This is a genomic window from Neisseria sicca VK64, assembly GCF_000260655.1.
GTDB lineage: Bacteria > Pseudomonadota > Gammaproteobacteria > Burkholderiales > Neisseriaceae > Neisseria > Neisseria sicca_B.
The window spans coordinates 1-14,794 of the sequence record NZ_AJMT01000093.1 but is presented as its reverse complement, the minus strand read 5'-3'; the positions used below and the strand labels follow the sequence as shown (position 1 = coordinate 14,794).

The 14,794-nt window shown below is 49.8% G+C and carries 17 protein-coding genes; 10 read left to right on the top strand and 7 right to left on the bottom strand.

Annotated elements, in window-relative coordinates:
* The 8 genes from HMPREF1051_RS05785 to HMPREF1051_RS05750 all read left to right on the top strand — a co-directional run.
* Positions 1–306: DNA-directed RNA polymerase subunit alpha C-terminal domain-containing protein (locus tag HMPREF1051_RS05785; RefSeq protein WP_036492094.1), on the top strand; the 306-nt coding region annotated here is incomplete at its 5' end.
* A 24-nt stretch (positions 307–330) separates the two neighbouring features.
* Entirely contained in the window at positions 331–705 is a 375-nt protein-coding gene (gene rplQ, locus HMPREF1051_RS05780; RefSeq protein WP_036492091.1) for a 50S ribosomal protein L17, read from the top strand.
* 447 nt (positions 706–1,152) lie between these two features.
* Positions 1,153–2,310: a lipid-A-disaccharide synthase gene (lpxB, locus tag HMPREF1051_RS05775; RefSeq protein WP_003765656.1), complete on the top strand. Its 1,158-nt coding sequence runs from the start codon at positions 1,153–1,155 to the stop codon at positions 2,308–2,310.
* A 183-nt stretch (positions 2,311–2,493) separates the two neighbouring features.
* Positions 2,494–2,856: a hypothetical protein gene (locus HMPREF1051_RS05770; RefSeq protein WP_003765647.1), complete on the top strand. Its 363-nt coding sequence runs from the start codon at positions 2,494–2,496 to the stop codon at positions 2,854–2,856.
* Entirely contained in the window at positions 2,856–3,242 is a 387-nt protein-coding gene (locus tag HMPREF1051_RS05765) for an acyl-CoA thioesterase (protein ID WP_003762224.1), read from the top strand. The genes HMPREF1051_RS05770 and HMPREF1051_RS05765 overlap by 1 nt, the downstream gene beginning before the upstream one ends.
* Positions 3,239–3,727: a TlpA family protein disulfide reductase gene (locus HMPREF1051_RS05760; RefSeq protein ID WP_003765664.1), complete on the top strand. Its 489-nt coding sequence runs from the start codon at positions 3,239–3,241 to the stop codon at positions 3,725–3,727. The genes HMPREF1051_RS05765 and HMPREF1051_RS05760 overlap by 4 nt, the downstream gene beginning before the upstream one ends.
* 132 nt (positions 3,728–3,859) lie before the next feature.
* On the top strand, positions 3,860–4,522 hold the full coding sequence (locus tag HMPREF1051_RS05755) for an SH3 domain-containing protein (protein ID WP_003765668.1): 663 nt from the start codon (positions 3,860–3,862) through the stop codon (positions 4,520–4,522).
* Between the two features lie 262 nt (positions 4,523–4,784).
* Entirely contained in the window at positions 4,785–5,324 is a 540-nt protein-coding gene (locus HMPREF1051_RS05750; protein ID WP_003765672.1) for a DUF924 family protein, read from the top strand.
* A gap of 68 nt (positions 5,325–5,392) precedes the next feature.
* On the opposite strand, the gene HMPREF1051_RS05745 is transcribed toward HMPREF1051_RS05750, so the two are convergent.
* On the bottom strand, positions 5,393–5,620 hold the full coding sequence (locus tag HMPREF1051_RS05745) for a SlyX family protein (protein ID WP_003742919.1): 228 nt from the start codon (positions 5,618–5,620) through the stop codon (positions 5,393–5,395).
* On the bottom strand, positions 5,621–6,994 hold the full coding sequence (locus tag HMPREF1051_RS05740; RefSeq protein WP_036492086.1) for a Na+/H+ antiporter family protein: 1,374 nt from the start codon (positions 6,992–6,994) through the stop codon (positions 5,621–5,623).
* A 287-nt stretch (positions 6,995–7,281) separates the two neighbouring features.
* On the opposite strand from HMPREF1051_RS05740, the gene tldD reads away from it, so the two are divergent.
* A complete protein-coding gene (tldD, locus tag HMPREF1051_RS05735) occupies positions 7,282–8,778 on the top strand; it encodes a metalloprotease TldD (RefSeq protein ID WP_003765660.1) in 1,497 nt (498 codons plus the stop codon).
* A 304-nt stretch (positions 8,779–9,082) separates the two neighbouring features.
* Here the strand turns inward: tldD and HMPREF1051_RS05730 are convergent, their stop codons facing one another.
* Genes HMPREF1051_RS05730 through minC form a run of 4 tightly spaced genes read right to left on the bottom strand, consistent with a single transcriptional unit; the run spans position 9,083 to position 11,836 of the window.
* Positions 9,083–10,003, bottom strand: a complete 921-nt coding sequence (locus tag HMPREF1051_RS05730) for a hydrogen peroxide-inducible genes activator (RefSeq protein WP_003762207.1) — start codon at positions 10,001–10,003, stop codon at positions 9,083–9,085.
* 3 nt (positions 10,004–10,006) lie between these two features.
* Positions 10,007–10,282 (bottom strand): cell division topological specificity factor MinE, encoded by a 276-nt coding sequence (gene minE / locus HMPREF1051_RS05725; RefSeq protein WP_003765670.1) that lies wholly within the window; start codon positions 10,280–10,282, stop codon positions 10,007–10,009.
* A gap of 3 nt (positions 10,283–10,285) precedes the next feature.
* The gene (gene minD / locus HMPREF1051_RS05720) at positions 10,286–11,101 is read right to left on the bottom strand and encodes a septum site-determining protein MinD (RefSeq protein ID WP_003762203.1); all 816 of its coding nucleotides are present in this window, start codon (positions 11,099–11,101) and stop codon (positions 10,286–10,288) included.
* A 30-nt stretch (positions 11,102–11,131) separates the two neighbouring features.
* Positions 11,132–11,836 carry a septum site-determining protein MinC gene (gene minC, locus HMPREF1051_RS05715; RefSeq protein ID WP_003762201.1) on the bottom strand — a complete coding sequence of 235 codons (705 nt, stop codon included), beginning with the start codon at positions 11,834–11,836 and terminating at the stop codon, positions 11,132–11,134.
* Positions 11,837–12,472: 636 nt separating this feature from the next.
* On the opposite strand from minC, the gene HMPREF1051_RS05710 reads away from it, so the two are divergent.
* A complete protein-coding gene (locus HMPREF1051_RS05710) occupies positions 12,473–14,497 on the top strand; it encodes an OPT family oligopeptide transporter (protein ID WP_036492082.1) in 2,025 nt (674 codons plus the stop codon).
* 74 nt (positions 14,498–14,571) lie between these two features.
* Here HMPREF1051_RS05710 and HMPREF1051_RS05705 read toward each other — a convergent pair.
* A partial coding sequence (locus tag HMPREF1051_RS05705) for an IS3 family transposase (RefSeq protein ID WP_036492078.1) occupies positions 14,572–14,794 on the bottom strand: 223 nt, incomplete at its 5' end.

Sequence of the window (14,794 nt, the reverse complement as noted above, 5' to 3'; positions counted from 1 at the left end):
TCTATCTTTGCTGATTTGCAAGGTACTCCAGTAGAAGAAGTTGAAGAAAAAGCTCCTCCTATTGACCCTATCCTGCTGCGTCCGGTAGATGATTTGGAATTAACTGTACGTTCAGCTAATTGTCTGAAAGCTGAAGATATTTATTATATCGGCGATTTGATTCAACGTACTGAAACAGAGCTTCTTAAAACTCCGAATTTGGGTCGTAAATCTTTGAATGAAATCAAAGAAGTGTTGGCATCTAAAGGCTTGACACTAGGTTCTAAATTGGAAGCTTGGCCGCCTGTAGGCTTAGAAAAGCCGTAAGTTTGAAGATTAAAGGATAATGACATGCGTCATCGTAATGGTAACCGCAAATTAAACCGTACAAGCAGCCATCGCGCTGCAATGCTGCGTAATATGGCGAACTCATTGTTGACTCACGAGACTATTGTGACAACTTTGCCTAAAGCTAAAGAATTGCGCCGCGTAGTAGAACCCTTGATTACATTGGGTAAAAAACCTTCCTTGGCAAACCGTCGTTTGGCATTTGACCGCACTCGTGATCGTGATGTTGTAGTTAAATTGTTTGATGAGTTAGGTCCACGTTTTGCTGCCCGTAATGGCGGTTATATTCGTGTACTGAAATATGGTTTCCGCAAAGGCGACAATGCACCTTTGGCATTGATTGAATTAGTAGACAAAGCAGCAGAAGCTGCCGAGTAATCTAATACACCATAATAAAACACCATTTGTTTTCTCAAATGGTGTTTTATTATATGCAAGCTACCTTTTGTGTATTTTAAATACTCTATTTAAAATACTCTTGGTATATTGAAGTTATTCTTTTGTTTTGTATGGGTAAGTGGGTTTGCCATGGATAGAGTATTTCTTTTCAGTATCATATTATAAGAGATATTTTAAATAACATAAGTTACTAAAATTTTCTGTTCAATACTATTTTCAAAATGAAAAACCTTTCTGATTTTTCCTAGCTTTTACTTAAAATCATAAAGGTTTTGGTCAATTGAAAATTTTTAGCGCATTTTTATGAGTCAAATTCCGTTAACAGACTATTTTTGCAAAGGTCTCTATAATTGAAATTTGACTAAGAACTTCTTTGCCGTCAGGTATTACACTTACCAAATTCTTTTTTGTATCCCATAATTTTATATGACTACTTCTCTCACGATTGCAATGAGTGTTGCTGAGGCATCGGGTGATCTGCTTGGTGCACATCTTATTTGTGCGATTAAAAAACGTTGTCCTGATGCAAGATTTATTGGTATCGGTGGCGAGCGTATGAAGGCGGAAGGATTTGAAAGTCTTTATGACCAAGAAAAATTGGCAGTACGAGGCTTCGTTGAGGTAGTTAAACGTTTGCCCGAAATCTTGAAAATCCGAAAAGGTCTGGTTAATGACCTTATTCGTATAAAACCGGATGTTTTTGTTGGGATTGATGCACCTGATTTTAATCTTTGGGTGGAAGAGAAACTGAAGAAAACGGGTATTCCAACGGTTCACTATGTCAGCCCTTCTGTTTGGGCGTGGAGGCGTGAACGGGTGAACAAAATCGTTCATCAAGTTAACCGGGTGTTGTGCCTTTTCCCAATGGAACCACAGCTCTATTTAGATGCCGGTGGTAAGGCTGAGTTTGTCGGTCATCCGATGGCTCAAACCATGCCTGTAGATGTTGATCAATCTTCTGCGCGTCGTCAGTTGGGAGTTGCACCGTCTATCCCAGTATTTGCCTTGATGCCCGGCAGTCGTGTTAGCGAAATTGATTACATGGCTCCTGTGTTTTTTCAAACCGCATTACTTCTGTTGAAGCGTTACCCACAGGCACAGTTTCTGATGCCGGTTGCTACACAAGCAACCCGCCGTCGTATATCAAAAATTCTTGCATCTGCGCAATTTTCGGACCTTCCCATTACATTAGTCGATAAACAAGCAGATACTGTTTGTACTGCGGCAGATGTGGTTTTGGTAACCAGCGGGACGGCAACGCTTGAAGTGGCTTTGTGCAAACGTCCTATGGTGATCAGCTATAAGATATCTCCTCTGACTTATGCTTATGTGAAGCGTAAAGTTAAAGTGCCACATGTCGGTTTGCCCAATATTTTGCTGAACAAATGTGCTGTTCCAGAGCTTTTGCAACATGATGCGACGCCTGAAAAACTGGCAGAAGCCATGATTTATTGGTATGAACATCCAGAAGCAGTTGCCCGCTTGAAACAAGATTTTCATGAGCTGCATTTATTATTGAGGAAAGATACCGATACACTGGTGGCAAATGCTGTGTTGGAAGAAGCAGGTTTTTTCAATTCTTAGTTTGACCTGCGATTTGACAAGAGAAAAGAGCGGTAATCAAATCTGCAAAAAGTAATGAAGCAGGAAAATGGGTTGCAATCCAAACATCGCCTTGTCCCAACCTATCCACTCTTTGGCAGGCAAAGATAGCGTTTGCACGGCCTTTGCTATATCATTCCCTTATCTGAAATCAAGGAAAATATCATGTACGAAGTCAACCGCAGCGTCTTCCTGCTCATTCCGCTCGATCCTTTTTGGAACTGGCTGCAAACCCTGCCCGGCAATCATCTTGACGGTTTGACGCTTGAAGATATTCAAGCTGATGCCAATTCTTATCTCGTCCGTCCGTGTGAAACCGCCGACGAAGTATGGGACGAAATCGAAGCGCGGTTTGAAGACATTTTTGCTGCCGAACTTGCCGATTGGTGCGAAGATGAAAGCGAATGGCCTGATTTGAATGCGGATATTTTCAACGAATGGTTCGATATCCAGCTTTCTACCGTTATCACCGACCTCGAGCAAGAACCGCTCGCCCGTGAAGCCTTTCAACCCTTCAATCTGAACTGATGAATATTCGCGTCCGCAATTACCATCTTGACGGCTACGGTCATGTCAACAACGCGCGCTATCTCGAATTTCTCGAAGAAGCGCGCTGGGCGTTTTTTGAGGAACACGGTTTATTGTCCGAAATCGACGGCTTGATGCTGGTGGTCGTCCGCACCGACATCCGTTATCGCCGTGCTGCTGTCGATGGCGACATATTGCGTTTTGAAGGTCGTCTGAAAGAGTTGACCTCGCGCCATATTATTCTCACTCAAAACATCGTTTTGCCCAGCGGTAAAAATGCCGTCGAAGCCGAAAGCACTTTGATGGTTGTCAGCGCAGAAAGCGGGCGAAGCATCAGCATTCCCGAACCTCTCTTTACCCTTTTAAAACAATACGCCGAAGCATGAAAAAGCTCATTACCATTGCCGCAGTCGCCATTATCGGCGCGCTGCTTGCCATCGTCCTTATTCCGGATAACAAACCTACTCCCGCATTCTCTTTGTCCGACCTGCAAGGCAAACCGGTGTCCAATGCCGATTTGCAAGGCAAAGTCAGTTTCATCAATTTTTGGTTTCCCTCCTGCCCGGGCTGTGTCAGCGAAATGCCCAAAGTCATCAAAATGTCCAAAGACTATCAAGGAAAAGACTTCCAAGTCCTCGGCATTGCCCAGCCGATAGACCCGCTGGAAAGCGTAAACCAATACGTCAAAGAATACGGCTTGCCTTTTACCGTCATGTTTGATGGAGATAAAGCCGCCGCCCAAGCGTTCGGTACGCAGGTTTACCCGACTTCTTTCCTGATCAATAAAAAAGGCGAAATCCTGAAAACCTTTGTCGGAGAACCAGACTTCGCCGCGCTTTATCAGGAAATCGACAAAGAATTGGCGAAGTAATACAGGTTTGAGAGGTTCGTGACTGTTTTCAGACGACCTCTGTTATGAATATATTAAACAATCAACGATACTGTCTGCTGTCGGACTTAAAGAAGGGCAATTTCGGTAAGTAGATTCTGAGCATCATTGAAAATGGCTTTGAAAAATAAACAATTTCTTTATTTTATTTTTGTCGGCTTTATTTTGAGCGTATTTCAGCTGACATTTGCACAAGGCGTTCCTCAAAAAGGCATGCTGTGGGTTTATTGGGGTAATAATTTAGATGGTAATACTCGGAATCAAAGGATTTTATATTTTGACTTTATCCCTGAAGACACCAAAATATCGAATCAAAACCGAATTTCCCTTAATTTGAGCAAATCGCAGCAAGCTGCTGTTTTGAAAGAATTGGTGCTTCCGCCGAATTTTTACGTCTATCAGGAAGATTCTGTCAAACAGCCTGCCCAAATTACTATGGGTAAAGTGGGTACGGAAGTCATTTGTGACGGTAAATATTATTCTGCCAAACTTATAAAATTTGAAAAAATCCCAAAAACAACGGCTAAACAAATCCCTGATTCGGGCTGTATTTACTCGTTGATTATGAATAATGATTTCATCGTTAAATCCACAGATAGCCATAAGGTTAACCTCAGGAGCCAACCGGATACCCATGCCGACATAATCAAACGCTTGGACGACAACGCCATAGTAGAAAAATTGAAAACCGTTCGTAAGGATTGGTACCTCGTTCAATTAAAAGATACGACTACCCAAGGGTATGTTCATAAAAGTCAGTTGGAGCGGGTGGATTAATCAAAAGTTGTCGAGATATAGGCGTAATAAAGCAGGTCGTCTGAAAACTTTGATTCAGTTTTTCAGACGACCTTGCACTTAATATAGTGGATTAACTTTAAACCAGTACGGCGTTGCCTCGCCTTAGCTCAAAGAGAACGATTCTCTAAGGTGCTGAAGCACCAAGTGAATCGGTTCCGTACTAGCTGTACTGTCTGCGGCTTCATCGCCTTGTCCTGATTTAAATTTAATCCACTATAATCTTCTATTGCAAGGAATGTTCATGACACCCCAAACCGTCTTAGATTTCTGGTTTGCCGAAGAAAACCGTCCTTTTCTGTTTGCCAAAAACGATGAATTCGATGCCGAGATTCGCGCGCGATTTTTTGATGTCTGGCAACAGGCGGCCCGTGGCGAGCTTGCACACTGGCGCGACACCCTGCAAGGCAGGCTCGCCGAAATCATCCTGCTCGACCAATTCTCGCGCAACCTGTTTCGCAACAGTCCTCAAGCATTTGCCCAAGATTTGGCCGCACTCGTCCTTGCCCAAGAAGCCGTCCGTCAGCCCAGTTTCGCCGACCTCCTATCGCACGAACGCCATTTCATGCTCATGCCGTTGATGCACAGCGAAAGCCAAGTTGTCCACGAACAAGCCGTTCCGCTGTTTGAATGCTATACCGACGGACACGCATTGGATTTTGAAATCAAACACAAAGTCATCATCGACCGCTTCGGACGTTATCCGCACCGCAATGCCGTATTGGGGCGTGAAAGCACGGAGGAAGAGGCGGAATTTTTGAAGCAGGAAGGTTCGTCATTTTAATTTGGGTTTTAAAATTTGAAGGTCGTCTGAAAACCATTTTTCAGACGACCTTCTTTCATATTTCCGCTTCAATAATGCGGCGGAATTTCATCACGCAGGCTGTAAGGTTCGCGCTCTCCGTTTGCGCCTTTGTCCTGCATTTTCTGATAAAGCAGCCTCAACTGCGCCTGCTGCAAATCCAGCGTCTGCTGCATTTTCGCCACCGTATCGTTCAGGCTGCCGATTAAGTCTTCCTGAAGCGCGGTTTGGATTTCCAGCTCGGTGATGCGGTGTTCCAATTCGTCCATTTCGCTCATTTACAGCACCATCGCGGCAATCCAGCCGGCAATCATCAGCGGGATATTGTAGTGGATAAAGGTTGGGATGACCGAGTCGCGGATGTGGTCGTGCTGTCCGTCGGCGTTCAAACCCATGGTCGGGCCGAGCGTCGAGTCGGACGCGGGCGAACCGGCGTCGCCCAATGCGCCCGCCGTACCGACGATGGCGACGGTTGCCAGCGGCGAGAAGCCGAGGCTGATACACAACGGCACATAAATCGCGGTAATAATTGGCAAAGTGGAGAAAGAAGAGCCGATGCCCATGGTGACCAACAATCCGACAAACAACATGGCAAATGCCGCCATGCCTTTATTGCCGCCGAAAAGCTGCATACTGTGTTCGACCAGCGGTTTGATTTCGCCTGTCGCGGTCATGACTGCCGCAAAGCCTTGCGCCGCAATCATGATGAAACCGACCATCGCCATCATTTTGATGCCTTCGCCGAACACATCGCTGGCAGCGTCTCGGTTCATCACGCCGAGCATCATAAAGACAGCAAAACCCAGCATAGCGCCCAAAACCAGCGAATCTTCATACATCAACTGAATCGCAAAGCACACGCCGATTGCCACCGCCGCCACCAGACTGCGGTAAGCCGAAGGCTGGGGCTGTTCGGATGCTTCGCGGTTGTCTTCCGTATCGACGGTATTGGTTTGATAAATGCGTGATTTGCGGTAGTGGACAAACGCCGCCAGCAGCCCCGCCACCATACCCAGCGCAGGAATCGCCATCGCATGCATGACGCTGATGCCTTTTACGTCCATGCCCGCAGATTTGATGTTGCCCAAGAGGATGTCGTTTAAGAAAATCGCACCGAAGCCGTAAGGCAGGAACATATAAGTCGTCACCAAACCGAACGTAATCACACACGCCACCAGGCGGCGGTCGACTTTCAAACGGTTAAACACCAGCAAAAGCGGCGGAATAATCATCGGAATAAACGCGATATGAATAGGCACGACGTTTTGACTCATGATGCCCATCGCCAAAATAATCAGCAGCAGCGTCCATTTCACCGAACTTTCGCCTTTCGCGGCATCCTGACTGTTGTTGAGTTTGCGGATAATGCCTCCAGCAAGCTGCTGAGGCAGCCCGGAATAGGTAATCGCCATCGCAAACGCACCGAGCATCGCGTAAGACAAAGAGATCCGCGCGCCGCCCTTTAAGCCTTCGTTAAACACGGGAATAATCCCTGACTGCGTAACATTACCTGCCGCATCCACGACGTTTTCCAGCGGCATTCCCGCCACCAGTCCGCCGACGAACGCACCGACAGTCAGGCTCAATACGACGTGTACCCGCGACAGCGACAACACGAGCATAACGATTACTGCAACCACTACGGCATTCATGCCTTTTCTCCGTTTCAGACGACCCTCAGACCATCTGTTCACATATTAAAAAGAAACATCATAACCTAACATGATTTAACGGGCTAGGGCAAGCCGATTATTCATGCAAATGAATAGGATGGAATGTGCAGACAGCCGATTCAGACGACCTCAAGCATAAAGCGGTCCAAGCGTTCCGGTTCAATCTCAAGAAAACCGTAAGACATGATGCAGCTTAGTCCGCCGCCTGTCAGGTCAGTACGGAAACTTGATTGCGCTTTTTATCTATTCGACTAGAACGAGAATAAATGCCGTATAATCAAGCCCCAAGTTTCCCCAGCCTTGAAGGTCGTCTGAAAACCATGCACTCAACTTACGCTACCGTACAGCGCGATTTGCTCGAAGCCAATCACCTTTCCCCTGAGCTGCTCGCCAAAAGCCTGAGCATCATCGGCGCGCATCACGTCGATTACGCCGACATTTATTGCCAGCGCACTGCTTTTGAAAGCTGGCATTTGGAAGAGGGCATCGTCAAATCAGGCAGCTTCCAAATCGATCAGGGGGTGGGCGTGCGCGCTGTTTCGGGCGAAAAAACCGCTTTTGCCTATGCGGACAGTTTGTGTATCGATTCGATCAACCGTTCCGCCCAAGCCGTCCGCGTCATCGGCGCGGCAGGCGGCGAAGCTTCTGTCAAAGTGCCGTCCGCCGCATACGGCAAATCCGTCCATGCGGTGCTGAATCCCATTATCGGTCTCGATTCTGCCGCCAAAGTTGCCTTATTGAACAAAGTGGAAACGCTTGCCAAAGCCGCCGATCCGCGCATCGTGCAAGTGATGGCGGGGCTGACTTGCGAATACGACATGATTTACATCGCCCGCCTCGATGGCAGGCACGCCGCCGACATCCGTCCGATGGTGCGCCTGAACGTTACCGTCATCGCCAAACAGGGCGACCGGCGCGAACAGGGCAGCGCGGGCGGCGGCGGTCGCTACGACTTGGCTTATTTTGATGAAACTTTGGTGCGGCAGTTTGTCGATTCCGCCGTCAAACAAGCCCTGATTAATCTCGAATCCCGCCCTGCACCCGCAGGCGAAATGACCGTTGTCTTGGGCAACGGCTGGCCGGGCGTGTTGCTGCATGAAGCCGTCGGACACGGTTTGGAAGGCGATTTCAACCGCAAAGAAACCAGTGTCTTTTCAGGCAGAATCGGCGAGCGCGTTGCCACCAAAGGCGTTACCGTCGTTGATCAGGGTGACATTGCCGACAGACGCGGTTCGCTCAATATCGACGATGAAGGCAACGAAACACGCCGCACCGTATTGATTGAAGACGGCATCTTGGTCGGCTATATGCAGGACGAAACCAACGCCCGCCTGATGGGTACGCAATCCACCGGCAACGGCCGTCGCGAAAGCTACGCCTCCGCCCCTATGCCGCGCATGACTAATACCTTTATGGAAAACGGCAGCTACGAACCCGACGAAATCATCGCGTCCATCGATAAAGGCATTTACGCCGTCAATTTCGGCGGCGGACAGGTGGACATCACCAGCGGCAAATTCGTCTTCAGCGCATCCGAAGCATGGTGGGTCGAAGGCGGCAAACTGCAATATCCTGTCAAAGGCGCAACCATCATCGGCAACGGCCCTGAAGTGTTGAAACATGTTTCCATGATAGGTAATGATACCGCGCTGGATAGTGGTGTCGGCGTGTGCGGCAAAGACGGGCAAAGCGTTCCTGTCGGCGTCGGACAACCGACCCTGCGGATTGATTCGGGCCTGACCGTCGGCGGTAGCGAGATTTAAGTCAATTAAAAATAAAACGTCGTCTGAAAACTGTATTTGGGGTTTTCAGACGACGTTTTGTATTAGATGGTCGGCTTATTGATTGGAAACTGTTGAAGCTTTGTCATGTTCGAGTTCAAAGAGAATCATGTTTTGAGGCATTAAAGTACAAGTTTATCTGCTCGAACGTTCTACGCAATCTTCGGTTTATCCATCTGCTGAGACACAAAAAACAAGCCGCCGAAAGAAATCGGCGGCTTGTTGAATATCATCACAATTGAAAGCTCTGTGCATGATTTCATCGATGCCCGGTATTCAATGCGCTTTACTCTTGGACAAAAGTAACGCCGTGAAGATGGGAATTGAGGATGGCAGTCCGCAAAGCAGTCAATGCTTTGGGGCGGACGAAGTTCCGACGGTATGCCAAAACGACGCGGCGGTGCGGTACGGAGCCTGAAAACGGGATGATACTGAACAGCAAATGGTCGTTTTCAGTCAGTGCGGTAGCGGGCATGACGCTGATGGCGAGGCCGCTGGCAACCATGTGGCGGATGGTGTTGATGGAGCTGCCTTGCAGGGTGTTGGTCAGACCTTGGATTTTCTGCTTGGCGGCCAGCTCGGAGCAGCTTGATAAGACCTGATCGCGCATACAGTTGCCTTCAGTCAGCAACAAGACCTGCTCTTCGCTCAACATCTGCGGGGTGACGGCATCGAGTTCTTCGAAATGGTGTCCTTTGGGGACGATGACGAAGAAAGGCTCGTCATACAGCGGCTCGGTGACGATACCCGGCTCTTGGAAGGGTTCTGCGACTACGATGGCATCGACGTCGCCGCGCTTGAGCGATTCGGTCAGGATGTGCGTGTAGTTTTCTTCAAGCATCAGGGGCATTTTCGGCGCGGTTTCGCGCAGGGAAATGATGAGCTTGGGCAGAAGGTAGGGGGCGACGGTAAAAATCAGACCGAGTTTGAATGCGCCTTCCAATTCGTTTTGCTCTTCGCTGGCAAGGTGCTTGATCAGCTCGGCTTCTTCTAACACGCGGCGGGCTTGGGCAACGATGCGCTCGCCCGCTTCGGTGGTGATGATGTCGTTGCTGCTGCGGTCAAACAGGGATACCGACAGCTCTTCTTCCAGCTTTTTGATGGCGATGGAAAGGGTGGGCTGGCTGACAAAGCAGCGGCGCGCGGCACGTCCGAAATGACGTTCCTGCGCGACGGCTACGATGTAACGCAATTCGGTCAAGGTCATGTGTTAAGCCTTTTTCTGTTCCGTTTTTTGTTCAGGCAGGGTGATGTTCAATTCGAGAACGTCCATACCGTCCTGCTTTTCTTGGGAAATGCGGATGTCGTCCAAGGAAACGTTGACGTATTTGGACAATACTTCCAGCAATTCTTTGCGCAGGGTTGGCAGGTAGTCGGGCGCTTGACCTTCTTGCGCGCGCTCTTGGGCAATGATGATTTGCAGGCGGTCGCGTGCAACGGCGGCGGTTTTCGGTTTTCTGCCGAACAACATATCCATTAATGACATGACTTAGCCTCCGAACAGCCGTTTGAAGAAGCCTTTTTTCTCGGCTTCGAGGAAACGCATTTCACGGTTTTCACCCAAGAGGCGCGCAATGACGTCTTTGTAGGCTTCTGCGGCAGTTGCGCTGTCTTGGTGGATGACGGGTTCGCCGGCATTGGACGCTTGCAGGACGTTTTGCGATTCGGGAATGACGCCGATAAGCGGGATGCGCAAGATGTCGCAAATGTCTTGTACGGACAGCATTTCGCCTTTGTTGACGCGCTCAGGCGAGTAGCGGGTAATCAGCAGGTGTTCTTTGACCGTGCCGCCTTGTTCGGCTTTGCGGGATTTGCTTTGCAGGATACCCAAGATACGGTCGGAGTCGCGGACGCTGGATACTTCGGGGTTGGTGGTGACGATGGCTTCGTCGGCGAAGTAGAGCGCCATCAAGGCGCCTTGTTCGATACCGGCGGGGGAGTCGCAGATGATGTATTCGAATCCCATTTTGTCACTGCTCAATTCCTGCATGACTTTCTCAACGCCTTCACGGGTCAGCGCGTCTTTGTCGCGGGTTTGCGATGCGGGCAGGATAAAGAGGTTTTCGCAGTTTTTGTCTTTAATCAGAGCTTGGGTGAGCGTGGCTTCGCCTTGGATAACGTTAACCAGGTCATAAACGACGCGTCGTTCGCAACCCATAATCAGATCGAGGTTGCGCAAGCCGACGTCAAAGTCGATGACGGCTGTTTTGTGGCCGCGCAGAGCCAGTCCGGTTGCGATACTGGCGCTGGTCGTGGTTTTGCCTACGCCGCCTTTGCCTGAAGTTACTACGATGATTTTTGTCACGATGTTTCCTTTATCAAATGCTTGGAATGGTTAATCTGTGTCGATTGCGCTGATAACCAGGCGGTTGTCTTGCAATGAAACCTGTACGGCTTTTTTGTGCAGGTGGTCGGGCAGGTCTTGTTCGAAATTGCGGTAAATACCCGCTACGGAGACCAGTTCCGCCTGCATGGAGTGGATGAAGATGCGCGCGTTGGTGTTGCCTTTCGCGCCTGCCAGAGCCCTGCCGCGCATGGGCGCATAAATATGAATGTTTCCGTCGGCAATGAGTTCCGCACCTTGGCTGACGATGCCGGTCACGATAAGGTCGCCGTTTTCCGCGTAAACCTGTTGTCCGGTGCGGACGGGGGTGCTGATGAGGACGGTCGGGTTGCTGATGACCGTTGCCTGAACGGGTGCGGGCTCTTGGTTGATTTTGGGCTGTTGCGGCTCGGATTTGTCGCTACGGCTGAAAACCAAATGGTAACGTGCTGCGAAGGATGCCCAATATTCGCTTTCGTGGCGCAGCCCCAGAATCTGCATGCCGTAACGGGCGAAAAGGGAAATCATGGAACCGATGTCCAATGACTCGGGATGGTCAAAATCCTGCACATCCAAAACGAAGGGGACGACATCCAATTCTTGGTATTGACCGGCGCGTTGGCGCAAAAATTCTTCCAGCTCGGTCAAGTCTGCGGTATGCAGGTGAATAGCCAGCACGTCAAGCCGGGCTGACTTTATGTCGAAGGCGGGTTTCATAATAGTGAGTAAATCATAAAATTTTTTAATTGTATAAGTTTACCGTGTAAATCTTGGCTATTCAATCCGTTTGGGCCGTCTGAAGTGAAATTTCCTGTATCTATCAGGTTGAAATCACGGCTGGAACGAGATTGCAAGCCGATTGCAAGGTTTTGTCATGGAATGACGTTATCTTTAAAGTTGTTTGAAGTGGCGTAAAAGCGACAACAGGTCGTCTGAAATCCGGAGCAGGCTCTGAATCTGAACGATCCGTCAACGGGAGGAACAGATTTTTTTATAAAGGATGGTCGGTCATTGAAGGAATAAATGGTGGGATTCGGAGGTTTTTTCAGAGTTGGGTAAGGCGATTTGAACCGTTAAGGTCGTCTGAAAATGCGGACACCGGTTTCAGACGACCTTTTATAGTGGATTAAAATAAAAATGAGACAAGGCGGCAACGCCCGCCGTGTACGGGTAGTACATAAGGGCGTTGGCAACGCCGTATCATTGCAATTTTAATCCATTATACTTTTCCGCTTTCTTTGCACATTCTTTGTCTAACTTGACATTTCCTTGCCGCCGCAACACCATAAAGGCAGATTCGGCAGCCGGTTCGAGCCTGCCGTCGTGTTTTTATCAACCGAAAGGCTATCCACGATGACACAATCCACTCACGATCCTTACGCGGATTACCGCGAGCTGACGCTTCGGGGCATGATACTCGGTGCGCTGATTACCGTGATCTTTACCGCGTCGAACGTTTACCTCGGCTTGAAGGTCGGTCTGACCTTTGCTTCGTCGATTCCGGCGGCGGTGATTTCGATGGCGGTTTTGAAGTTTTTCAAAGGCAGCAATATTTTGGAAAACAATATGGTGCAGACGCAGGCTTCGGCGGCGGGTACGCTTTCGACCATCATCTTCGTTCTGCCCGGTTTGCTGATGGCGGGCTACTGGAGCGGTTTCCCGTTTTGGCAGACGACGCTTTTATGTATTGCCGGCGGGATTTTGGGGGTGATTTTCACCATTCCGCTGCGTTACGCGATGGTGGTGAAAAGCGAGTTGCCTTATCCCGAAGGCGTGGCGGCGGCGGAGATTTTGAAAGTCGGCAGCCACGAGGAAGAGGAAGGCCGTCAGGGCGGCAGCGGCATTAAAGAGCTGGCGGCAGGCGGCGCGTTGGCGGGTTTTATGAGCTTTTGTTCCAACGGTTTGCGCGTGATTGCCGACAGCGCGAGTTATTGGTTTAAAAGCGGCACGGCGATTTTCCAACTGCCGATGGGCTTTTCGCTGGCATTGTTGGGCGCGGGCTATCTGGTCGGACTGACGGGCGGTATCGCCATCCTGTTGGGCATTTCGATTGCTTGGGGTATTGCCGTGCCGTATTTTTCATCGCACATTCCGCAGCCTTCCGATATGGAAATGGCGGCGTTTGCGATGAAGCTGTGGAAGGAAAAAGTACGCTTTATCGGCGCGGGTACCATCGGTATTGCGGCGGTTTGGACGCTTTTGATGCTGCTCAAGCCGATGCTGGAAGGTCTGAAAATGTCGTTCAAGAGTTTCGGCGGCGGCGCGCCTGCGGCGGAACGCGCCGAACAGGATTTGTCGCCTAAAGCCATGATTTTTTGGGTATTGTCCATGATGCTGATTTTGGGCGTATCGTTTTATCACTTTATCGGCGATTCGCACATTACGGGCGGCATGGCTTGGCTTTTGGTGGTCGTTTGTACGCTTTTGGCTTCCGTCATCGGCTTTTTGGTCGCCGCTGCCTGTGGTTATATGGCAGGTTTGGTCGGCTCGTCTTCCAGCCCGATTTCCGGTGTGGGCATCGTTTCCATCGTCATCATTTCGCTGGTGTTGTTGGTCGTGGGCGAATCCGGCGGCTTGATGGCGGATGAAGCCAACCGCAAATTCTTGCTGGCGCTGACCTTGTTCTGCGGCTCGGCAGTGATTTGCGTGGCTTCGATTTCCAACGACAACCTGCAAGACTTGAAAACCGGCTACCTGCTCAAAGCAACGCCGTGGAGACAGCAGATTGCACTGATTATCGGCTGTATCGTCGGCGCATTCGTCATCTCGCCCGTGTTGGAACTGCTCTACGAAGCCTACGGCTTTACCGGCGCAATGCCGCGCGAAGGCATGGACGCGGCGCAGGCTTTGGCGGCTCCCCAAGCGACTTTGATGACGACCATCGCCTCGGGTATCTTCGCCCACAACCTTGAATGGGCGTACATCTTCACCGGCATCGCGATCGGCGCGGTGTTGATCGTCGTCGATTTGGTGTTGAAAAAATCGTCCGGCGGCAAACGCGCACTGCCCGTCCTCGCGGTCGGCATGGGTATCTACCTGCCCCCGTCCGTCACTATGCCCATCGTGATCGGCGCAGTGTTGGCGGCGGTGTTGAAACACATCATCGGCAAGAAAGCGGAAAACCGTGAAGGTCGTCTGAAAAACGCCGAGCGTATCGGAACCTTGTTCTCCGCCGGTTTGATTGTCGGCGAAAGCCTGGTCGGCGTAGTGATGGCATTCATCATCGCCTTCTCCGTGACCAACGGCGGCTCCGACGCCCCGCTCGCGCTGGGTCTGGAAAACTGGGAAACCACCGCATCCTGGCTTGGGCTGGCGTTCTTCATCACAGGCATGGTGTTCTTCGCCCAACGCGTGTTGAAAGCAGGACGCGTCAAGTAAGTTGGGTTTGAAAATAAAGAGGTCGTCTGAAAACTGAACTGGCCCCCAAATCTTGGACACTCATAAAAGCCTATTCAGGCGCTCTGTGCAAGCTGGGTTCTGTATGCGACAGGACTCAGCTTTTTCAATTTCAAACTGCAACGCTCCCGGTTGTAGTAATCCATATAGTCATCTATCTGCTTCATCAATTCATCTACCGTCAATTCACCTGCATTATAGAAACACTCCGTCTTCAACACCGCAAAGAAGCTTTCCATCGGCGCATTGTCCCAACAGTTCGCCTTTCGCGACATGCTT